The sequence below is a fragment of the Undibacterium sp. FW305-107 genome (assembly GCF_058788535.1).
The window spans coordinates 68448-91853 of the sequence record NZ_JBYTAV010000007.1 but is presented as its reverse complement, the minus strand read 5'-3'; the positions used below and the strand labels follow the sequence as shown (position 1 = coordinate 91853).

The following is a 23406-nucleotide window of genomic DNA, read 5'->3' as shown; positions in this document are numbered from 1 at the left end:
GACAAGACAATCGCTGAAGGAAACTTCCCTTGCAAGGGAAGTTCCTTACGTCGGCAGTCAGCATGTTGCCTGAAACACCGGCTACACCGCAGCGACGAAGACAGTCTTGAGTACACGGCGCCCAGGAGAGGAGTTTCAATGCTTTGGGGCGGTTTTGCGTAAGTCCTATTTCAGACTATTCCTGAAAAAATCTGCAAACTCCTCTGCAGGCAAAGGCCGTGAATAATAATAGCCCTGCACTTCATCACATTTTTGTTGTCGCAAAAATTCCAGTTGTTCTGCAGTTTCCACACCTTCGGCTATTGTCAGCAAACCCAGGCTCTTGGCCATGCTGATGACGGCGCTGACAATGGCGCGGTCTTCCGGGTCGCTGGTGATATCGCGCACAAAACTCTGGTCTATTTTTAATTTGTAGACCTTGAATTTCTTGAGGTAACTGAGTGAAGAATAACCAGTACCAAAGTCATCAATAGACATGCGTACGCCGCGCTCATGCAGATTGTTCATGACGGCTATGGCCCCTTGCGGGTCATGCATGGCTACGCCTTCTGTCAATTCCAGTTCCAGGCATGCGGGGGGCATATCAGCCTCTTGCAATATGCGTGTCACCAGTGCAGGCAAATCATGATGGCGGAACTGGACTGCTGACAGGTTTACCGCAATCAGCAAGTCTGGCAAGCCACTGGCCTGCCATTGCTTCCATTGTTTTACCGCTGTGCGCAAGACCCATTCACCTATGGGCAAAATCAAACCGCTGTCTTCTGCCACAGGGATGAATTCTGCTGGTGATACATGGCCCAGCACAGGATGGTGCCAGCGCAGCAATGCTTCTGCCCCCTGCACATGGCCGGTTTGCATGGAGAGCTGCGGCTGAAAATGCAACTGGAATTGCTGCTTCTCCAGTGCCTGGCGCAAGGCATTGACCAACTCCAGATGACGGGTAGAACGCTCCTGCATTTCCTGCGTAAAAAAGCGGTAGGAATTCCGGCCTTCGCGCTTGGCCCTGTACATGGCGGCATCTGCATTGCGCGAGAGCATCTCCAGATCCTTGCCATCATTCGGGTAGATTGCAATGCCCATGGAGGCTGTCACATTCAAATCATACTCACCCAGATGGAAAGGCGCGTTCACGACTTGCATGAGCTTTTGCACGACTTGCTCAACCTTGTGTTCATCGACACCGGTCAACAACAAAATAAATTCATCGCCCCCCAGGCGTGAGATCGTATCGTTTTCACGCATGGCAGCCACCAGTCGCTTGGCCAGTTCAACCAGTAAAACATCGCCCAGACTATGACCCAGGGTGTCATTGATGTCCTTGAAATGATCAAGATCAAAAAAAATAACGGCCAGTGCATCCTGATTACGTTCCGCCAGGCTCAAGGCATAACGCGCCAGTTCATCCAGCAGCGTACGGTTAGGCAAACCGGTCAGGGCATCATAATGCGCCAGGTATTTGATGCGTTCTTCGGTGCGTTTTTTATCGCTGATATCTTCCTGTATCGACAGGAAATGCGTCACTACCCCTTCGCTATTTCTGATGGGTGAGATATGGGCAAGATCAGTATGATCCAGACCATCGGCATAGCGGTTGATCAACTCCCCCTTCCAGTTTTCGCCCCGCCCCAGTTGCTGCCACATGTCGGCATATACTTCTGGCGAAGTCCTGCGCGAGCGCATGATGCTGGGTTTGCGGCCTACAACTTCTTTGAGTTCTTTACCGGCGTTTTTCAGGTAAGCCGCATTGGCATATTCAATATTGACTGCCATATCAGTAATCACAATGGCATTCGAGCTTTGCTCAACGGCCTGGGAGAGTTTGTACAAACTTTCTTCAGATTGTTTGCGTTCCATGCCTATGGCGATCAGGTTGGCGGCCATCTCCAGCAAGTTAAGGGAGAAGGTATCTGGCACCGATGGCTGATGGTGATAAATCGCGAATGCGCCTATAACCTTGCGATCGGTTGAGCGTATGGGCTCGGACCAACATGAACGCAACTCAAACTGTTCTGCCAGCTTCCAGTAATCGCGCCAGTAAGTATGGGTGGAAAGATCGGTGACAATAGTACGCTCACCAGTGAACAAGGCATTGCCACAAGAACCTACGCCAACGCCAATCGGTTCGCCTTCTATGGCCTGAGTAAAAGCCACGGGCAGGCTGGGGGCAGCCCCAGTGCGCAGGTGCATGCCATCCTTATCGAGCAACATGATGGAACACAGGCAATCTGACAATAAGGATTCGACCTTCAGGACGACATCATGAAACAATTCTTTTTGTGTGGTGTTGGCAGCAATCCTCTCCAGCATATAACTGCGCAATTCTTCCATCTGCAAAGCATGCAGGCGTTCATCTTCAAGCTCAAAGCGATTCAGGACATGACTGATATCCGTGGCAAATTCTATCAACAAGCCTTGTACCGCTTCGTCAAAGGCATTTTCATTTTCGGCATATAAATTGAAGGTACCAACCACCTTGCCGTTTTTAAGCAAGGGCAAGGCAGCGGAAGAACGCCAACCCTGCACGGCACCGCGTTCATGCCAGGGCGCAGTCAGGGCATCGTGTAAAAAATCCTGACACCAGTAGGGCTGGTTTTGCAGATATGCCATAGCACTGGGGCCATGTGTTTCCACCTGTTCAGGATGAACTGAGAGCTGCATGCCATCGAGATAGCCAGCCCCGGCACCAAAAGAAGCCACGGGCTTAAGCATTTGTGTACCTTCAGGCACCAGCCCTATCCAGGCCATTTTCAGGCCGCCTACGATCACTGCATTTTCACAGATGCGTGGCAATAAATCGTCCTTGTTTTCCACACGCAAGATCGATTGATTGCATTGGTTCAGGGCATTGTACAAGCGGCTCAGCCGCTCATTTTTTTGTGCTGCCTGATTGCGTGCTGCATCTATCTCGGCCAGCCTGGCCTGGGTGACGGCCAGCCAGCCCATGATGCTTTCTTCCATACCGGGTTTGACGATGACAGGTGCAGTGAAATTGCCCTTGCCCAGATTAATCAGGCTGGCAGACACTTCGTGTATGGAACCACCCAGGCTCATGTTCAGGGAACGATAGGCGCGCCAGAGCAAACCAACCAGCAGGATGCCGACAAAAATAAACAAGCTACGTACGTGCAAAGCAAACTGGGCAGCATCCTCTACCAGGGCAAGCCCACGCTTTTCCATCAAATCACTGGCTTCAGCAATAGGGCGCAAGATCGCCAGTTTGGCCAGTCTGTATTGTTCGTCATGCAGCAGCTTGCTGGCCTGCTCCCTGGCCGCAGATACATCCGTGCCCGGATGTTCTATCATCTCCATGGCTTTGTACTCTATCGCCGTGAGAGCATCAGAATTATGCTTGGCCATTTCCAGCAGCTTGAGTTCTTCCTGGCTGATACCGGTTTTGCGGATGAGGTCTATCAAGGGGATACGCAGGCCAGCCTGCTCAGCAGTATCTGCGAGCTGGGTCTGGCTGGCTGGCACCAGGTCCCAGAACAAATTTTTGCCCAGCGCAGGCCTGACAGCTTTGCCATTGCGCACATCAAGGATGTGCTGGTAATAGCGCTTATAGTCGGGGTTGCTCGTCGCCACATAGCTGCGCACCATGCGTGTCAGGTCTTCTGAGCTTTGCTCCAGCTCCAGGGACAGGGCATGGGATTCAAAGCGCAAATCATTCAGGCGATCTACAGTTTTCTCTGAATACACATACCAGCCAAAAACCAGGGTAAACACAGCGAATACCACCAGCGTCAGCCAAAAGCTGCGCGAGTAGATGGATAAGCTGTCATGAGTAGCCATTGCGTCAGTGCTTTCAAGAACCGGGCAACAAGGGTCAGCAAAAAAACAGCCAAAGTGCGCAGAACAAGCGCTGACCGGAGGTAAGCACCTATTCTAAAACAAGTTTCTCCTGAAGCAAGCCTTACTTTGCCTGACTATGGCTTATTGTGACGCTTATGCCTCAGCTTTGGGATGTATCCTGACCAGGATAATACGTGGACCATTCATTTTCTTGACGACCGCATCAAAGCGTTCGAATTCAACTTTTTGCCCTTCAACCGGCAAGTCACCGAGTTTATGCATGATCAGGCCGCCTATGGATTCGACCTCATCACTGTCCACATCAAAGCCCAGGGCGCTGCCCAGCGTGAACAGGGGCAGGCTACCCTTGCCTATCAGTGTCCCGTCATCCAGCGAGGTCCAGTCATTTTCATTTTGACGGAACTCGTCGCGTATCTGGCCTACCAGGGCACTCAGCAAATTATCCAGCGTCAAAAAGCCGACTGGCTTGCTGCCGCGCACGCCAACGATGGCGAAATGTGGTGCACCTTTGCGGAAACGGCGGAACAACTCCAGCGCCGGCATGGTAGGCGGCACAAATTCAACCTGACGCAAATGCTTGCTCAGGTCATCCAGAGGCTTGCCTGCCTGCTGCGCCAGGAACAGGTCTTTCAGATGCAGCATGCCGAGCACGGTTTCTTCATCTTCATCGAAATAGGGATAACGGCTGAAGCGGTTGCGCGCTGCAGTCTGCATGTTTTCTTCAATACTGGCACCCTTGTACATGGCCACGACTTCATTGATGGGGCGCATCAGGTCGGATATCTCCAGACCACCAAAGTCCAGCACCTGGGCCATGATGCTCCATTCATCGCGGGTTTCTTTTTTGCCGCCATGGCTGCCGCGCAGGATGAGCTTGAGTTCTTCGGGCGAATAATGGGCGTCGCCACCATGTTCAGCACTCAGGCCTATCCATTTCAAGACCTTGTTGGAACTGAAGTTCAGCGTCCAGATAGCAGGGTACATGGCCCAGTAAAACGCATAAAGGGCTGGCGCTGTCCACAAAGAGACTCGCTCTGGCATGCGTATCGCCATGGATTTGGGAGCAAGCTCACCAACCACGATGTGCAGGAAGGAAATAACAAAGAAAGCGAAAAAGAAAGAGATGCCGTGTATCAACTCAGCAGAATCGACACCGACCAGTGAAAACAGGGGATGCAACAAACGGGCAAAGGCGGGCTCACCTATCCAGCCCAGACCAAGCGATGCCAGGGTAATACCCAACTGACAGGCGGATAAATAGGTATCCAGGTGTTGATGCACCGTGAATAAGAGGCGGCCTCGCAAACCTGAAGTCTTCGCAATACTGCGCACCCTGGTCTGACGCAACTTCACCAGACCGAATTCTGCCGCCACGAAAAAGCCATTTAACAAGACCAGTAACAGGGCAGCCAGCACCAACAATAAATTATCCAACGCTTAACCTTTTTAATGAACACCCCGACACTTTAGACTAAATTGCCTCTTTTTGCATGCAAATGCAATCACCAGCCTCAGGCAGCTCTTGAAAAATCAGCAATTTGCCACACCTCTTAAAGCCTTACGTATGCTAATGGAAGGCTCTCCACTTTCATTAGCTGCATGACAAAACCCATGAATTGCGTTAAAAGCTTATGTTCATGGCATTTTGAGGAGAAAGGTTTGAGCTTAGACAGTGTTTTAGCGGAAATCGAAGTCCGCCTTGGCGAATATCCTGCACTCAATGATATCCAGCATTTGCGTGACCTGATTGCAGAAATACGCCCGCCCCGCCCACAAGATACCGCACGGGCCACCGACAATCTGCGTGCCCTGTGCTTTGTGTTGCAAAATAACCCCGCGTGGCGCAAGGCCTTGCGCTGCTATCTGGTGCAGGTGCTGACTACGCGCAAGCTGGTGCATTTGTTCACCGACGTGGGTATTACCCAGAATATTGGTTTCTGGTCGGCAGCCAGGCAAAGATTTTTCAATAAATTTTTACCACCGCTGGTCAACGATGCCTACATCAAGGATGTGTTTGGCCAGTTGTTCCATAAAAAAACAGATCATGTCTGGATCAATGCAGTCGCAGATCAGTCCTGGATGGATTTGCTCAAGGCCATAGGATTTCGCTCACGCTCCCCACGCACCACCTATGCTGCGCTGACATGTGAAATCCTGAGTGCAGTACAGGTGCTGTCCTACCGCATCACGAACATCGGACTGGAAGCCGAACTGGTACGCAATTATCCAGACATAGAAAAATTCGAGTCGCCCTTTTTACGCCAGAATGATGCCATCAATGACTATGTGATTTGCTATAACAAGTGGCTGGCAGACAAGTCATGCGAACGCGAAGACAGCAAACATATTGAAGTCTTGCTGACGCAATGCGAAGACATCGCCAACCGCATACGCCGTACCGCAGCTCTGCAGGGTGTATCAATCAGCCTGACGCGTTTGTTACTACAGTTAATGCAAAGCATAGCGCGCTTGCGCCAGCTGCTCGACATGCTCGACAGCCGCAGCACTGACCATGCCACAGCCATAGGCACTGCCCTGTTCAAGGAATTGTCCATTGCTGAAAACCAGCGCCATAGTCTGCGCAATCTGATGCAAAGCAATACTGAACTCTTGTCACTGCAAGTGACAGAAAGAGCCGGAAAAAGTGGTGAACACTATGTGACAAATAACCGGGCAGAATGGCTGGAGATGTTGCGCTCAGCCCTGGGGGCTGGTTTCATCGTCGGCTTCATGGCGCTCATCAAGATATTGTTTGGCACCCTGGCAATGGCACCGTTTGGTTATGCAGTGCTGTACAGCCTGAATTATTCTGGCGGCTTCATGCTGGTGCATGTACTGCACTTCACTATCGCCACCAAACAACCGGCGATGACTGCAGCCTTGCTGGCACGCGCCATTGATGGCGGCAAACAGAAACTCGATGAACTGGCTGAACTCATCGTAAAGGTATTGCGCTCACAATTCATTGCCATCATAGGCAATATTGGCCTGGCCATGCCCACTGCGTATGGCATTGCCTGGGCCTGGGTCGCCATCACTGGCAAGCATCTGGTGTCACCAGAAAAAGCTGCGCATCTGCTGCACGACATTGACCCATTTGGCAGCCTGGCACTGCCACATGCGGCCATCGCAGGTGTCTGCCTGTTTTTGTCTGGCCTGATCTCAGGCTATTACGATAACAAGGCCAGCTATGGAAATATTCCTGAGCGCCTGCGCCAGCTGGGTTGGCTGAAGAGTCTGCTGGGTGAAACGCGCTTGCTACGTGTCACTACTTACATAGGTAATAATCTGGGCGCGCTGGCAGGTAATTTTTTCTTTGGCATCATGCTGGGCACGATAGGGCAACTGGGCAGTTTCTTTGGTCTGCCGATAGACATACGCCACATCACTTTTGCCAGTGCCAACTTTGCCTTTGCCCTAGTCGGCCTTGACAATGTCATGAGCTGGCAAGTGGCGGCCTACTCATTGTTTGGCATCATGTGCATAGGCATGGTCAACCTGGGCGTCAGCTTCAGCCTGGCGATGCTGGTGGCCTTGCGCTCACGCCGTGTCAGTTTCGGTCAGGGTGGTTTGCTGACGGTATTGCTATGGGCGCGCTTCAAAGAAAATCCACGCGACTATTTCTTCCCGGCCAGGGAAGTCAAAAAAGAAAGTGAAAGCGAAATAGAAACGGAAAAGAAAGAGTGAGATTGAACTGTCTTTGGTCAACGGCACTGTCACCTTCATTCATTGCTGCGCCAGTCAACCAAATGTCTGGCGCAGCGTTTACGTCGGATCAACTCTTTTCCGGGGTAATCCATGAAACTCATACCTGCACTGCTTGCCAGCGCTATCGCCTTGCTTACAACGCAAGCCGCCAGTGCCCATGAATATGATGCCTTGATGAAGGCCAAGAAATACGCTGAAGCAGAAAAAGCAGCGAACGCCAAATTAAGCACAGATGCCAATAATGCTGACGCCTTGCTGGTGAAAGCAGAATTGATACTGGCCGAAGGCAAACTCGATAAACTCGATGAAGCGGCGAAATACGCAGAACTATGTGTCAGTGCCCATCCTCAACTGTCTGAATGCCATGAAATGCTGGGCAATGTTTTAGGTACCAAGGCCACGTCCGGCAGCATGTTTGCCGCCATGTCGTATGCTGGCAAAATCCGCGATGCCTTTATCAAGGCCGTAGAACTGGACCCCAAAAATTACAGCGCCCGTAGCTCATTGCTGCAATTTTATTTGCAGGCACCGGCGATTGCCGGTGGCGGCAAAAGCAAGGCACAAAACCTCGTCATAGAGACTGCGAAAGTAAATAGCGCTGCTGGTAATTTATTGCAGGCAAACATGGATCTGGCAGACGATAAATTTGCCAGTGCCGAAACGGCAGCCCTGAGTGCAATCCCCGGCAATACTGAGTCACTCATCACCATGCAGCGCAACATCCTGTACAGCATAGGTGCGAATTATGTACAGCAAAAGAAATACAGCGATGCCGAGCGCATCTTTGCGGACCTGCAACAACGCTACCCTTCCAAATATCACGGTGCATTTGGCATGGGCCGCTCATTACAGGAACAGGGCAAGCACAAGGAAGCCCTGAGCTGGTTTGAAAAAGCCCAGACACTTGATACCAACGCAGGCATCTATTACCGCCTTGCACAATGCCTGCAAGCTGTGAATGAAAAACCCAAGGCAATTTCGTATTTTGAAAAAGCACTGAGCTTCAAACCAGCCTTGAGCAAAAAACTGCGTGCAGATGCAGAAGAACAGTTAAAGGCTTTGAAAGCCTGATTACAAAAATACCAGAGCACATTGAGTTAAAAAAACAGGCATGACTTATCCACCGCGGTAAGTCATGCTTTTTTATTCACCACTGGCATCTGTCTGTTGCTAAACTGAAGCAGCCGGTTTGACACAGGTCAATGAAAGCGGGAATGCACACTGAAGCATGATTATGGGCTGGAAACTGCGGCGTACAATTGCCTTTCATTCCCATTCTTTGCGCTTTCATGAAAACCGCCACTGCATCAAAACGCTTTATCACGCATAGCCTGCTGGAAGATGTGCTGGCGATTATCACCGGCACTTTGCTGGTTTCGCTCGGGGTTGCCCTATTTAATCAGGCGGGCTTATTGACGGGCGGTACAGCAGGCCTGGCCTTCTTGCTGCATTACACAACAGGCTGGTCGTTTGGCATGGTGTTCTTTCTGATCAACCTGCCTTTTTACTGGCTGGCCTGGCGACGCATGGGATGGCGCTTTACCCTCAAGACTTTTTGTGCAGTGGCCCTGGTCTCGGTATTTTCCAGCCTGCATCCCAAGCTCTTGCATCTGACCGCCACAACTGTCATGGCTCCCTTTTATGTTGCCCTGACTGGTGGCCTGATGATGGGCGTGGGTTTTATCGTCTTGTTCCGCCATCAGGCCAGCCTCGGTGGCATCAATATCCTGGCTTTGTACCTGCAAGAAAAACGCGGCATACGTGCAGGCAAACTGCAGATGGGCCTTGACTTCATCATCGTACTGGCTTCGCTGGCAGTCGTCACCCCGATGGCTTTGCTGGCTTCTGTACTGGGTGCTTTTGCCCTGAACCTGGCAATCAGCCTGAACCACAGGCCGGGCCGCTATATGGCAATGTAAGGCGATGTGAGGTCAAGCCACAAATGCCTGTCTTCCTTTACAATGCTTGCATTCACTTCGTAAAGGACAGCCATGAAAACCAAAGCCGCCATCGCCTGGAAAGCCGGAGCACCACTGACAATAGAAGAAGTTGAGCTGCAAGGCCCGCAAGCTGGTGAAGTGCTGATCGAAGTCAAGGCCACCGGCATTTGCCATACCGACTATTACACACTCTCTGGCGCTGATCCCGAAGGCCTGTTCCCGGCCATCCTTGGACATGAAGGTGCGGGCGTTATCGTCGATACCGGCCCTGGCGTGAGCAGTGTGCGCAAAGGCGATCATGTGATCCCGCTGTACACGCCAGAATGCCGCCAGTGCAAATTCTGCCTGTCCCGCAAGACCAATCTCTGCCAGGCTATACGCTCTACCCAGGGCCGAGGCCTGATGCCGGATGCGACATCGCGCTTTTCGCTGGATGGCAAGCCGCTGTTCCATTACATGGGCACCTCGACATTTTCCAATTACATCGTGGTGCCAGAAATCGCCGTCGCCAAGGTGCGTGAAGACGCGCCCTTCGACAAGATTTGCTACATCGGGTGCGGCGTCACGACCGGCGTTGGTGCCGTGGTTTTTACCGCCAAGGTTGAAGCTGGTGCAAACGTTGTGGTATTCGGTCTGGGTGGCATAGGCCTCAATGTCATCCAGGCTGCCAAGATGGTGGGTGCAGACAAGATCATAGGCGTGGACCTGAACCCTGCCCGTGAAAGCATGGCACGCCAGTTTGGCATGACCCACTTCATCAACCCTACGCAAGTAGAAAACGTGGTTGACCACATCATACAGTTGACCGATGGCGGCGCTGATTATTCTTTCGAGTGCATAGGCAATACCAAGGTCATGCGCCAGGCGCTGGAATGCTGCCACAAGGGCTGGGGCAAATCCATCATCATCGGCGTCGCTGAGGCAGGAGCAGAAATCTCTACCCGCCCCTTCCAGCTCGTCACTGGCCGTGAATGGAAAGGTTCAGCCTTTGGTGGCGCGCGTGGCCGCACCGACGTGCCTAAGATCGTTGATTGGTATATGGAAGGCAAACTCAATATCGATGACCTGATCACCCACAGGTTGCCGCTGGAACGCATCAATGAAGGTTTCGACCTGATGAAGAGTGGCGAATCGATACGTTCTGTGGTGTTGTTCTGATGACGCAATCCGATACAAGAAACATCGCGGCAGACAACGCGGAAGAAGTGACATTGCTGAGCCAGCACGCCTGCCATGGCGGCGTGCAACGCTTTTATCAGCATGAATCTGCCGAGATAGGCTTGCCCATGCGGTTTTCAGTCTACCTGCCACCACAGGCCATGGCGGGTGAAACCTGCCCGTCCATTATTTACCTGGCTGGCCTGACCTGCACGGAAGAAACCTTCATGATCAAGGCGGGGGCGCAAGCCATTGCTGCACGCGAAGGCATTATCCTCATCACGCCAGATACCAGCCCGCGCAATGCCAATATCCCCGGCGACAGCGATAACTGGGATTTTGGTGTGGCTGCCGGTTTTTACCTGGATGCTACGCAAGCGCCCTGGAGCAAGCACTACCGCATGCACAGCTATATCGTAGATGAACTGCTGCCCATGCTGCTGGCCAGCCTGCCTATGGACAAGTCACGCATCGGCATCATGGGGCATTCCATGGGTGGCCACGGTGCACTGGTACTAGCCTTGCGCCATCCGGATCTGTTCAATAGTGTATCTGCCTTCGCCCCGATAGCCGCCCCCAGCCAGTGCCCCTGGGGACAAAAAGCCTTCTCTGGCTACCTGGGAACTGACGAAAGTGCCTGGGCCGATTATGACGCCACAGCACTCATGCAAAAGCAGAGCCAGCCGCCCTTCCCCAAAGGCATACTGATCGACCAGGGATTTGCCGACAAATTTTTGGCAGAGCAGCTATACCCGGAAGCTTTCAAGACTGCTTGCACCAGCGTGCAACAGCCGCTGACCCTGCGCTACCATGAAGGCTATGATCACGGTTACTACTTCATCAACACTTTCATTGAAGATCATTTGCTGCACCACAAACAGCAATTGACTGCCTGATACCTCGCATTACCAGGTAAAAGATAGCTTGTTCCAGACGCACCAAACTGGAACAAGCACTCTATTTCTGTGCGTTTCTCGTTTAACTGTCATCTTTATTGTGTAAAATCGAGCGACTTCGTCGCGCATTTTTGCGCATACTTCAGAACGACATAACCAGAAAGCAAGAGATGAGTAAAGTAGTCATCAGCGGCACCGGCCTGTACACGCCTTCCCAGTCCATTTCCAATGAAGAACTGATCGCCAGTTTCAATGCTTATGTCCAGCAACACAATGCACAGAATGCCGCGGCCATCGCCAGTGGTGAAGTGGTTGCACTGGAAGAGTCCAGCGTCGCTTTCATAGAAAAAGCCTCCGGCATCAAATCCCGCTTTGTCATGAACAAAGAAGGTGTGCTTGACATCAACCGTATGGTGCCGCGCCTGCCAGAACGCAGCGATGAAGAACCGTCCATCATGTGTGAAATGGCAGTCGCTGCCGCCAATCAGGCGCTGGAACGCGCAGGCCGTACCGCTGCCGACATCGATGCTGTCATTTGCGCCGCCAGCAATATGCAACGTGGCTACCCCGCCATGGCAGTGGAAATCCAGAATGCCCTCGGTATAGACGGCTACGGCTATGACATCAATGTCGCCTGCTCATCTGCCACCTTTGGCATACAGGCTGCCGTCACCGCAATCCAAAGCGGCCAGGCGCGTGCGGTATTGGTGGTCAACCCCGAGATCACCAGCGGCCACCTGAACTGGCGCGACCGTGACAGCCACTTTATTTTTGGTGATGCCTGCACCGCCATCATCATAGAGCGTGCAGACCTGGCGACATCCAAACACCAGTTTGAAGTCGTCGGCATGAAACTGAAGACACAATTCTCCAACAACATTCGCAACAATTTTGGTTTCTTGAACCGCGCTGATGAAAGCGGCATAGGCAAGCCAGACAAACTGTTCCGCCAGCAAGGCCGCAAAGTATTCAAGGACGTCTGCCCCATGGCGGCCTCAGTAATTACCGCTACGGTACAGGCATCCGACATCGCCATCCTCGATGTCAAACGCTACTGGCTGCACCAGGCTAACCTGAACATGAATTTGCTGATCGCCCGCATGATACTGGGGCGCGATGCTACGCCGGAAGAATCACCTACAATCCTAGACACTTACGCCAACACTTCATCGGCTGGCTCCATCATTGCCTTTCACAAATACCAGGATGACCTGGAAACTGGCAATGTAGGCGTCATCTGCTCATTTGGTGCAGGTTATTCGATAGGCTGCGTGGTGGTTAAAAAGCTGAGCTAGCAGCTTCCATTTGACTTGAATAGCTAAAAGGCCGCAATGCGGCCTTTTGTTTTAGTGATCAGCACATACGACGGATACTGATGTCTTACATACCCAAAGACTTCAGCAATTCAGAATTTTCGTCGTCATCATCAATAGCGGCTGCTGTTGCCCCTGCGGCATTCTGATCCGCAGCTTGCTGCATATGGAGCAGTGCATCAGGATCAGGCACCTCGTGCGTCTCAAAATCATGCAATTTGATGAATTCTGTCCTGTCTATCGCCAGTTCAAGATAGAAGATATTGTTTTTCTCGGTGAAGAAAGACACGCGGCGCAATTCCGGCCTGTCCAGCGGCGTATCCACACTCAGCATGACTTGCTTGGTCAGCACCAGCATCTTGGGCTGGTTCTGGGTGATATTGGTCTGCAGCTCACGGCGTACCTTGCCGGTAAAGTCACCAACGATCTGGTTCATCAACTCACCCAGGATATTCGCCACTTCATCTGAAGTAAACGAAGTCGCCAGCTCAGACTTGGGCATGCCCATGTTGAGCATGTACTTCTCATAGATTTCCAGCGCCGTATCACCATCAAAATTCAACACCACCAAACCAGAAAAGCCACCATCAAACAGTACGAAGCAACCGATATCCGGCTTTAAGCCTATCTTTGTGATGCGCTGCACCATGGCAGAATAATGTACCTTGCTGTTCGTGGCGACATTCAATACCCGTATCACCGAGTTACACAAACTGGTCAGCAAGTCCTCTGTACCGTAGACAACGCTAGTTTCTTCTGTGGCCATGACCAACTCCCGAATTTATTACATGAAAAATCAATCCACCCCGCCCAATGAACTCCAATTAACATTAAGCACCGCAAGCTTGCGGTCACACTCAACATCCTGGCCAGGTAGAGACACAGCATTCCCGCCCCGACGTTATCGGTAACGGCAATACGAAACTTATCTGGAATAGCAATTAACAGCATACTCCCACTATGGATTACAAGACATACCCAAAACCAGCCAGGCACATCCTCTATTGAACAGGCGCAAAGTCTGTTGGAATAATGAAAGAATACTGAAGCGATAGCGCCCCGTCTACATGTTTCATGCGATGGGGGTGATTTGGAGGCGTTCTGCTGTGAGCGCGCTTGATGGGTGTTGCTAATTTGCAAGCATCAACGATTGCAGCCCCAATTGAGCGATAAACAATGGGTATCTTCATTAGCAAAAGCAAAAGACCGCATATAGCGGCCTTTTCATTTGGTGCATCTTTCAGCTTGTTAGCGTTCAGAACACATATCCCAATCTGATAATGCTTGAATAATAGTATGGACTTAATGTAAAGTCAATGTATTAACAAAAATACACGTAGAGGCAAGGTATGCTGGGAAAAATGAGGTACCGCTTGGCATTGGATTTGGGTTCAACCACTTTAGTCTAAATAAGGGTTTAGTGTTTCCAAAGCTTTCCTAGCATCTTCGTCGACCGGGAAAAAGCGATGTTCGATGAGTGAACGTATCATGCGAGCCTTGCGTTTTAACAAGCGATCACGTCTTTTGTGCATAGCGCGAGCCTAACAGATTGAGATACCCTTAATTAATTTTCGCAAACAGGTTGCCATTACCATCTACGCTCACCTGCACTTTGATCTTCAGGTGAGCATAATATTTCCTGCATTCTGCAAATTGAAAACATAATGCGCCACCATCGATTTTCTCAAATAACTCACATCCCTAACTGCCTCAAAATTTGCTGCGCAGCCTCAATCCTTACCTGGCTTGGATAGTTTTTATTGGCCAGGATAACTATCCCCATTTTCTTTTCAGGCACAAAGGCGATGTAGGCACCAAAGCCGTTGGTGGCACCGGTCTTGTGGATGAATACATTTGTGCCTGGTATCATCGGTGGCGTGATTTTTTCTACGGGTGTGGCGTCAAAGGCCATGTGAGTTGAAGAACCTTCGATGATGGCGGCGATGTCTGTTGGATAGGGGTATAACTCCCAGACCAGGCTTTGGGTCATGCCGCCAGCTTTGAAATAACCGGTGTGGGTATTCTTCAGGGCGAGTGCAAATTCTGGTGTCAGTTTCATCTCGCCTAGGTTGGCCTTGATAAACTGCACGAGGTCGCTGGCGGTGGTTTTGACACCGTAGGCTTCTGTAGACAAGATATCTTCACGCAGGCGTACCGGGGTGTCATCTTTTTTATAGCCTTGTGCATAGTCTGCCCGTTTGCTGTCTGGTACCGCGATATAACTATTTTTCATGCCAAGGGTGGGGAAGATCTGTTCTTGCATGATGGTGGCAAAAGGCTGCTGCAGGCTCCGGGCGGTGATAACGCCAAGCAGACCTATGCTGATATTGCTGTATGTCCGGTATTGCCCCTCTGGATGGTCGGGCTTCCATTTTTTTAAATAGGTGGTCAGTTGCTTCTCATTTGTCACTTCATCTGGAACCTGTTGAGGCAAGCCACCTGTGGTGTGCGTGGCCAGGCTCAGCAGGGTAGTTTCTCCAAACTTCGAGCCTTTCAAACTCGCCAGATGATCTGCGACCTTGTCAGTCAGCGCCAGTTTTCCTCTGCCCTGTGCCAGGGTCGTCATGGTGGCGATAAAGGTCTTGCTGATTGAGCCTATCTCAAACAAAGTAGTATCGGTGACGGCTGTATTTTCTGCCTTGGAGGCGAGCCCATAGTTGAATACATATTGCTTGCCATTGGCAAAAATACCGATGGCCATGCCGGGGATGGCATGCGTTTTCATGACCGGGAGTATGGCTTCATCAGCGATATGTTTGACAGTATCCGCTTCGGCGCTCATGGCTGTCAGGCTGAATGTGGCAGCTATGGACAGAATGCTGATTCGTAAATATTGCAGGACTGGTGATTTCATTTAATGCTCCTAAAGTTCGTCAAGATGTTGCGTCTACATTGTTTTTAATGAGTGGATTCTGACAGGGAAATCACCACTTCAATTCCCAAACCAGCCTCCAGGTTCTTGCTGTTTGCTGCTGATTGATATCTATCCAGCGTGATACGGCATTGGCATAGCTGCCACTGTCGAGCTTGTCTTGCTGCAACACATTGCTGACTGAAAAGCGCAACTGACTTTGCTTGCTTTGCTTCCAGGCCAGGTAAATATCAAGGTGTCGCCTGGGATTATTGCGCCCTGTCAGGTAAGCTGATTCGCGTATATCATTCGCGGCCTGATAGCTGTAATCTGCCCCCACACGCAAGGCGGGATCAATCTGGTAGTCGGCACCGGCACTGGCCAGCAAACCCGCCTGTTGTGCCAGATGGTTGTCAGGGCCGGGCACTTGTTCTACCCTTGACCAGTTGCGGTTGACATTGGCGCGCAGCTCCAGCGCTGGCATGCTGGCCGCCAGTTGCTGCAAGTTCAGTTTTGCTTCAATTTCCAGGCCAAGAATACGGGCGCGGCCACTGTTGGCGAGACTGCTGACCCAGGTACTGCCATTTTGTGTAGTCTGCTCGAGCATGACATCATCTATGCGTCGCCAATAGGTGTTGGCGCTGATGACACTGCTCTCTGTCAGATAGTGTTCATAAGCGAGTTCCATGCCCCAGGCACGTTCTGGCCGCAAGTTGGCGTTGCCCTGAAAATCTGAATTGAGAGGGGTATTATTGTTGTCGATGCGGAACAGGCGCGGCACCAGGTTGCCAACGGCAGGCAATTTGAAACTGCGGTTGATTGCCATGCGCCATTGTCTTTGTGCATCGAGCTTCCAGACGCTTTGCAATATGGGGCTGACCATGGTGGCATTGTTTTGAAAATCAAAATTCCCTGCTTCTCTGCTATTGCTGCTGATGCGTTCCATGCGCAAACCCAGATAGGCAGACCAAGCGTTGTTGATGGCCCACTCATCCTGTATATAGGCTGCCAGCTTTTGCAGGCTGGCTTGGTAAGTATGGGCGCTGCCATCAGCACTGCCAGTGAGCAGGGCAAATTCCTGTTCATCGCGGTTCTCACGCCGCAAGGCACGGCTGACTTCCCAGCCCAGACTCAGTACATGTGATTCTGAATACGGTGCCAGGTATTTGCCATTGAAGCGGTATTCATTTTCATCGGCATCACCGGTAACATAGCGATGTATGCCCAATGCCCCGCTCTTGTCCTTGCCCCAGAAGTGGAATTTGGTAGACCTGTCCAGGCTGTTCCAGCCGAAATTCAAGCTCAGTCTGGCACTGTCGGCAAGGCGACGTTCCCAACTGAGATCGTTACGCGAAGTGAATACATGAGCTGTCCAGATGGAATGATTATCAGGGAAGTCCGTACTGTCACCCACATAGGTATTTTCTTTTTCCTGCTTGGTCTGCTCTTGCCTGGCGAGAGTCAGATTGCCCTGCCAGCTTAGACTGTCTTGCGCATTGATTTTCCAGTTCAGGCGTGGCGACAGGCTGGCAGCATCACGACGGTTTTGCTGGCTTTGCTGCAACAGCCTGTCGGCCAGTGTTTGCCATGTATCACTCATGTTTTTACGAGTGGCCTGGCTTTCTGTCGCCAAGGTATTGAGCTGGTTGACATTGCTCTCTAATGTGCCTGCCAGCACGTAGAAAATCTCAGGTTTGTCATCAAACTGATCCCCCATGCTCCATGACAGGTTACCCGACAAGCGCCCGGCTTGCAGGCCTGCATTGGCTTTGATTTCTGTAGTCTGGTTGCTGCTTTTTTTCTTGAGGATGACATTGATGGTACCGGCGATGCTCTGGGCGCTGACATCTGCACTGGCGACGCGCATGACTTCTATTTTTTCTATCAAGTCGGGAGCAATGCTGTCTATGGTGAAACCTACCGGTGTGGTCTGACCGTTCAGCAATATCTGGGTATAGCCATTGCCCAGGCCGCGCATGCGTATCTCTGCACCCTTGCCTTTGCTCTCGGTGACGCTGATGCCGGGCAGGCGTTTTAATATCTCGCTGAGATTGGTGTCGCCGTATTTTTCTATGTCTTCACGGCCGTACACACTGCGCATACCGACATCGTCCTGCCGGTCGCGGACAGGTTGTGACTTAGCGCTGATTTCTACTTGCTGTGGCGCTTGTTGTGCCAATACTGCTCTACTGGCGAACAGGGCCAGAACGCTCAGGGCAATGGTGGACAGACGTGTTGAGGTCTGCTTAAAAAGCATGGTGTTTTCTTTCATCTACAGGTTAAAGGACGTGACTGGTCCTTGCGCCTCACTGGGCGCAAGATAGTCATGCGTTGAATAGGGGAAGAGGTTTAGCCTGTTTTAGCCAGGCTTGGCAGCTTCCAGTGCAGTGCGTATGTGCATGACATCGTCAGTACGCACATCGCTGTTTTTTGCATTCAGCAAGACCATGATGACGGGCTTGCCAGCGATGGTGGTGCGCATGGTCAGGCAGCGGCCAGCAATTTTTGAGTAGCCGGTTTTTGACAAGCTGATGTCCCAGTCCTTGCTGGCGGTCAGGCTGTTGGTGCTTTGGTAATCATAGGTTTGTCCGGCTACCGTGTACTGGCCTTCGCTGCGGCTGGCCAGGTTGCGCAATTCTGGATAACTGGCTGCAGCTTTGACCAGGCGGGCAATATCTCTGGCATTCGAGCGGTTATTGGGTGAAATACCTGCCGCTTCTTCCAGATGGGTAGCCTGCAAATCCAGGCTGGCCGTCTTGCTTTGCAAGGCGGCCACAAAGGCAGGCTTACCGCCGGGGTAAGTCCTGGCCAATGCCTTGGCAGCCGCATTGCTGGAAGGAATCAGCGCCAACTCCAGCAGGGTCTGGCGCGACAGTACCGTACCAGGCTGCAGCTTGACCTGGTTGGTATGCCAGCCCGCGACATCCTCTTTGGTGATGGTGATGGCCTCATCTTTATCCAGCTTTGCATCCAGCGTCACCATGGCTGTCATCAGTTTGCTGATAGATGCGATAGGTACGATGGTGTCGGCATTTTTTTCCAGCAAAACTTTGCCGCTTTGCTCATCCACCACCAGCACATGTTCTGAACTGGTTTTGACGTAGGCGCTGATATGGGTAACTGGTTCTGCTTTTGTGGCAGCAACTGGGGCTGATGGCACTGAAGGTTCTGGTGTGGCATTCACCTGGGTTTGCAATACCATTAGTAAGGCCGCCGCGATACCCAGCACGGGTGCTGCCATCTTCCAGTGCCATGGCTGTGTATCAGGGCGCACCAGACGCTTGATGCGTGACAACAAGTCGCCGCCGTTAGCTGCCACCGCAGCTTGCGGCATTGCGGCTATCTGCAATTTATCCAGCACTTGCAGGGCACGCGCCAGTGGGCGGGCCTGGCCCAGCATGGCGGCTGCCATGTCGTCGGCAATCAATTCTCTTTCAGCATCAATGCGTTTGGATATCCACCACACTGCAGGGTGATAGAACAGCAGCGACAAGACCAGGTTTTGCAAGAGATTGACAACATAATCCCAGCGCTTGATGTGGGCCAGTTCATGTGCCAGCAAGGCCTCTATCATGTCGGGTGCCATGCCGGTCAATAAGGATGCAGGCATGACCACGACAGGCTTGATGCAGCCATACGTGACCGGGCTTAACAAGTCTTTCTGGAACTTCACCTGCACCTGGCGGCGTATGGAAAATTGATAGGCCAGTTGATTGGTGCGTGCCTGCCATTGCTGTGTCAGGACTGCAATATCATTGCCATGTTGACCGAGGCGATACACCCACATCAAACCTAATGCCAGACGCATCAGCATCAGCAGCACACCCATGCTCCACAGGCTGACCACCAGCGGCAACCAGGCCTCTATCTGCGCAGCAAGCAGGCTTTGCCTGACCCAGACCAGGTCCAGCGAAATGCTGGCCTTGCTGGCCAGTTGTATGGCTGTTTCCAGGTTGATGGTTTGCGGGTCTTGCCATTGCTGCAATATGCCTAGCGCAGGCCACAGCAAACAAGCCAGCATCGCGATACAGGCCAGCACATAACGTAATTGCGGGCGGGCATTGCGGGCCAGGGCCAGCAGGATGGCGCAAACGCTGGCGATCAATGCACCCTGCCAGACAAAATGCAGCAGGGGCCAGCCCAGCAATTCAGTGAGCGTGTATTCGGTGTATGCGGAAGCTGGCATCATGATTTTTTCTCATCCTGCAGGATCTGTTCGATTTCATCACGTTCTTTGTCGGTAACATGGCCGCGCAAGGCAGCCAGCACCAGAGCCTTGCCAGAACCGGCAAAGACTTTTTGTATCATGTCCTTGAGCAAATTGGTTTGCAGGGAATCCTGCTCTTGCGAAGGTGCATATACATGTGAGCGCTGGCTTTCATCCCGCGTCAGTATCCCTTTGCCATGCATGATTTGCAGATGGCGCAAGACGGTTGCATAAGCCAGGTCGGGACGCTCATCCTGTATGGTTTCATGCAATTGTTTGGCACTCATGGGGCCATGCTGCCACAGCACTTTGAGTAAATTCAGCTCAGATGCCGTGGGCTTGGGGATAGATGATTTTGCAACAGAGGAAGACATATTCTGCATCCAGATTAAACAATGGATGCAGAATAAATGTTCTAGAAACTTTTGTCTAGAACTTTTTTTCTAGCTCACTCAATTACTTGTTCGGACTTTGGAGAGCAATCGATCTTCATGCTTCGGTGCAGGCCACAGACCTGCCGGGCGTTTCAACATGACAATGACCATGGTCAGGCCCAGAAGCAACTGACGCAAGACTTCGGGTTCTATCAGCATGTGGCCGAACAACTGTTGCTGCAATGGTTGCACCATATAGCGCAATACTTCGGGCAAGATCGCCAATAGCACTGCGCCAAGAATCACACCAGGTATATGGCCTATGCCACCTAATATCACCATGGACAGGACAGTGATCGATTCATTCAGGGAAAATGACTCTGGCGAGACAAAGCCCTGGAAGGCGGCAAACATTGCTCCGGCCACACCACCGAAAGAAGCGCCCATGGCAAAAGCCAGCAGTTTGATATTGCGGGTATTGATGCCCATGGCAATGGCTGCGGTTTCATCTTCACGGATGGCGACAAAGGCACGGCCCAGACGTGAATCATGCAAACGCACAGTCACGAAAATGATGCCTGCGCACAGACTTAAAAAAAGAAAGTAATAGGCATTCACGGATGGCATGGAAAAACCAGCGAAATGCACCGTCGCCTGCGAACCCGCTTCCCCACCCAGTGAAACACCGAAAATGCGGATGTGGTCTATCATATTGATGCCCTTGGGGCCATCAGTGATGTTGATCGGTGCATTCAGGTTGATGATGAAGATACGCACAATTTCACCAAAGCCCAGAGTAACGACGGCCAGGTAATCACCACGCAATTTCAAGGTTGGCGCACCGAGCAATGCCCCCAATGCTGCTGCCAGCATCGCCCCAAGAGGGACGATGATCCATACCGACAGATGTATGCCATGCTCGGCTATCTCCGGCCCACACAACCATACCAACGCATGACCAAGCATGGGAAAATTGTTGACCACAGACTCCAGCAACACGGCAAACTGCGGCGACGCCAGCAAAGCCGTCATATACGCGCCCAAAGCATAAAAAGCGATGTAACCAAGATCGAGCAAGCCAGCAAAACCCACAACAATATTCAGGCCCAGCGCCAGCATGATGTAGAGCAGGGCAAAATCCATGATACGCACCCAGGCATTGCCATATTGCATCGCAATGAAGGGGAAAACCAGCATCATCGTGATCAGCAATGCCAGTATCGGATATGCCTGACGCGGGTTGGCTCTGGTATCAAAGTAGTGGGACATGTGTCTTGCCTGGAAGTTTACACTTCCGGCCATCTTAAACACCCGCCATTCAAACCGCTATCATGATCTTGCTCACATCATGCCGCGTTGCTGGGACTGTGTAGGCGTCACACCGAATACAGACTTGAAGCTGGACGTAAAGTGGCTATGGCTGGCAAAACCGCATGCATGAGCGATCTGGGTCAGGTCATTGCATGTCGCCTGCATGGCCCGCAAAGCCCTGACCAGTCGGGTGCGTATCAGGTAGCGGTGGACTGGCAGGCCGACTTCTTCCTTGAATACCCTGGCGAGATGAAAGGGGGATGTATGCACATGGCGGGCCAGGTCATCCAGCGCCCACTCCTGATGAGGATAAAGTGAAATCAGTTCTTTGACTGCCTCGACTTGCTGGCGTCTGCGACTTTGCGTCAAGCTATGTCTGGCACGTTCCAGTTGCTGGCCGTCTACGCAGGCAGCCTGCACCGATGTCGTCAGCACAGAGACACTGATTTCCTGCACCGCCAGTTGATCGACGACGGGCTCATGCAGATGTCGCCATAAAAGTTCGCGATTAAGTACGCTGGCAGGCGGTAGCAGGCTGTGCGACCTCAGCGCTGGAGCATACAGTTGCTGTACGCCAGCTGCATCGACCAGCATTTGCATGAGTGCTTCCTTTGAGAAATCCAGTACCAAAGCTTCATCGCCTATGTTACCGGGAAAAGTGATGCGGTAAGGCTGACCAGTACCCAGAAAAATCGCATGATTGGCGTTTGCAATGACATGCTGCCTGGGGCCATCATGCTTGGCCAGCACACCAGCGATGGGGAGCAATACCAGGTCGGCAGTTTCACACTCCAGCTCTTTTGTGTCGTCAGGCGCAGGCCGTGCCACACCGTGCCGGATAGACAAGAGTTCGCTTTGGAAAAGGGTACGCAGTACCAGTGCCATAATAGTATCTTTGAAGCCCAGGTTAATCGACACTGATACGATAAGCCGACTCTTCACAAATTTTAATTTGATAATACGGCATTCTGGGAGATTAGATATTCAGTACGGCTACGCAATATCCCTTACTTAGGCAGCAACTTGCGCCGTTCATATTCAAGCTGGTTGATATGCCGCTGTATGGCGACATCCATTTCATGCGGCAGTTTGTGAAAACTGATACCTATGCGGTATTTGCCCTGCCTGCTTTTTTCTATCTGGGTAACATGGCGCACCACGCCTTCGCAACGTACTACATTGCGTATGCCAAGCACGATATGTAATTTGGCAATGCGATCCTGCACCTTGATTTCTGGTGGGCCAGACACTTGCACACTCAGGCCACCCACGCATAAATCAAAGATGGGCCAATAAGCGAGGGTCTCGCCTTTTTCATCATACAGCCTGACTTTGAGCGGGTCGACAATAGGCAATTCATTGCGGAAATACTCGCGGCGCTGCATACGCACCACGCGCGGAGGTATGGGTACCCAAAAAGCGTCCTGGTCACCCCAGGTGAAACGCTGGGGGTTGAGTCCGGTGAATTGCACGCGTATGCCATCCGGTCTGGCGAGGAAAACACAGGAACTGGCTTTTTCCAGCAACTTGTTGGCACGCGCATCGCCACCTATATCAAATACCAGGCCATCGTCCCTGGCTGAGAGTATCAGGGTGACGATAAATTCGCGCCCTTCATTAAAGTAAACCGTGACTGGCTCGCGCCTGTGGGACAGCTCATTCAAAATGCCCAGAATTTCTCTCTGCCCCAGCAGGAAAAATTTATCCTCAATTTCGTCGTTGCTCAATGATGCAGACATCCATTTACCTTTTTACTTATTTTTCTTGAAAAATAGACTGCTTATTACTACTGGTCAATAAATAATATAACCAAATGCCGCGATTTGAAACATCAGTTG

Annotated in this window: 16 protein-coding genes; 6 read left to right on the top strand and 10 right to left on the bottom strand. The window is 51.6% G+C overall.

Features of this window, described 5'->3' with window-relative positions:
* Nucleotides 1–165: 165 nt before the first annotated feature.
* Nucleotides 166–3789 carry a bifunctional diguanylate cyclase/phosphodiesterase gene (locus AC3WQT_RS16410; protein WP_492705212.1) on the bottom strand — a complete coding sequence of 1208 codons (3624 nt, stop codon included), beginning with the start codon at nucleotides 3787–3789 and terminating at the stop codon, nucleotides 166–168.
* 153 nt (nucleotides 3790–3942) lie between these two features.
* The gene (locus AC3WQT_RS16405) at nucleotides 3943–5244 is read right to left on the bottom strand and encodes a hemolysin family protein (RefSeq protein ID WP_492705211.1); all 1302 of its coding nucleotides are present in this window, start codon (nucleotides 5242–5244) and stop codon (nucleotides 3943–3945) included.
* A 225-nt stretch (nucleotides 5245–5469) separates the two neighbouring features.
* Between AC3WQT_RS16405 and AC3WQT_RS16400 the strand changes: the two genes are divergently transcribed.
* The 6 genes from AC3WQT_RS16400 (at nucleotide 5470) to AC3WQT_RS16375 (ending at nucleotide 12807) form a co-directional block, all read left to right on the top strand.
* A complete protein-coding gene (locus AC3WQT_RS16400; protein ID WP_492705209.1) occupies nucleotides 5470–7497 on the top strand; it encodes a site-specific recombinase in 2028 nt (675 codons plus the stop codon).
* A gap of 111 nt (nucleotides 7498–7608) precedes the next feature.
* Nucleotides 7609–8589, top strand: coding sequence for a tetratricopeptide repeat protein (locus AC3WQT_RS16395; RefSeq protein WP_492705207.1), 981 nt, complete (start codon nucleotides 7609–7611; stop codon nucleotides 8587–8589).
* A 218-nt stretch (nucleotides 8590–8807) separates the two neighbouring features.
* The gene (locus AC3WQT_RS16390; RefSeq protein WP_492705205.1) at nucleotides 8808–9437 is read left to right on the top strand and encodes a YitT family protein; all 630 of its coding nucleotides are present in this window, start codon (nucleotides 8808–8810) and stop codon (nucleotides 9435–9437) included.
* 72 nt (nucleotides 9438–9509) lie between these two features.
* Nucleotides 9510–10616: an S-(hydroxymethyl)glutathione dehydrogenase/class III alcohol dehydrogenase gene (locus AC3WQT_RS16385; RefSeq protein WP_492705203.1), complete on the top strand. Its 1107-nt coding sequence runs from the start codon at nucleotides 9510–9512 to the stop codon at nucleotides 10614–10616.
* Nucleotides 10616–11512: an S-formylglutathione hydrolase gene (fghA, locus tag AC3WQT_RS16380; protein ID WP_492705201.1), complete on the top strand. Its 897-nt coding sequence runs from the start codon at nucleotides 10616–10618 to the stop codon at nucleotides 11510–11512. The genes AC3WQT_RS16385 and fghA overlap by 1 nt, the downstream gene beginning before the upstream one ends.
* Before the next feature lie 170 nt (nucleotides 11513–11682).
* Nucleotides 11683–12807, top strand: coding sequence for a beta-ketoacyl-ACP synthase III (locus AC3WQT_RS16375; RefSeq protein ID WP_492705199.1), 1125 nt, complete (start codon nucleotides 11683–11685; stop codon nucleotides 12805–12807).
* 85 nt (nucleotides 12808–12892) lie between these two features.
* On the opposite strand, the gene AC3WQT_RS16370 is transcribed toward AC3WQT_RS16375, so the two are convergent.
* From AC3WQT_RS16370 to AC3WQT_RS16335, 8 genes are all read right to left on the bottom strand, one after another.
* Nucleotides 12893–13591, bottom strand: coding sequence for a DUF3334 family protein (locus tag AC3WQT_RS16370; RefSeq protein ID WP_492705197.1), 699 nt, complete (start codon nucleotides 13589–13591; stop codon nucleotides 12893–12895).
* Between the two features lie 927 nt (nucleotides 13592–14518).
* Entirely contained in the window at nucleotides 14519–15679 is a 1161-nt protein-coding gene (gene ampC, locus AC3WQT_RS16365; protein WP_492705195.1) for a class C beta-lactamase, read from the bottom strand.
* A 70-nt stretch (nucleotides 15680–15749) separates the two neighbouring features.
* Entirely contained in the window at nucleotides 15750–17933 is a 2184-nt protein-coding gene (locus AC3WQT_RS16360) for a TonB-dependent receptor plug domain-containing protein (RefSeq protein WP_492705193.1), read from the bottom strand.
* 102 nt (nucleotides 17934–18035) lie between these two features.
* Nucleotides 18036–19865 carry a M56 family metallopeptidase gene (locus AC3WQT_RS16355; RefSeq protein WP_492705191.1) on the bottom strand — a complete coding sequence of 610 codons (1830 nt, stop codon included), beginning with the start codon at nucleotides 19863–19865 and terminating at the stop codon, nucleotides 18036–18038.
* Nucleotides 19862–20257 (bottom strand): BlaI/MecI/CopY family transcriptional regulator, encoded by a 396-nt coding sequence (locus AC3WQT_RS16350; RefSeq protein WP_492705189.1) that lies wholly within the window; start codon nucleotides 20255–20257, stop codon nucleotides 19862–19864. The genes AC3WQT_RS16355 and AC3WQT_RS16350 overlap by 4 nt, the downstream gene beginning before the upstream one ends.
* Nucleotides 20258–20335: 78 nt before the next feature.
* Entirely contained in the window at nucleotides 20336–21526 is a 1191-nt protein-coding gene (locus tag AC3WQT_RS16345) for an ABC transporter permease subunit (protein WP_492705187.1), read from the bottom strand.
* Nucleotides 21527–21598: 72 nt separating this feature from the next.
* A complete protein-coding gene (locus AC3WQT_RS16340) occupies nucleotides 21599–22453 on the bottom strand; it encodes a helix-turn-helix transcriptional regulator (protein ID WP_492705185.1) in 855 nt (284 codons plus the stop codon).
* Nucleotides 22454–22575: 122 nt separating this feature from the next.
* A complete protein-coding gene (locus tag AC3WQT_RS16335; RefSeq protein ID WP_492705183.1) occupies nucleotides 22576–23307 on the bottom strand; it encodes a flagellar brake protein in 732 nt (243 codons plus the stop codon).
* Nucleotides 23308–23406 lie beyond the last annotated feature (99 nt).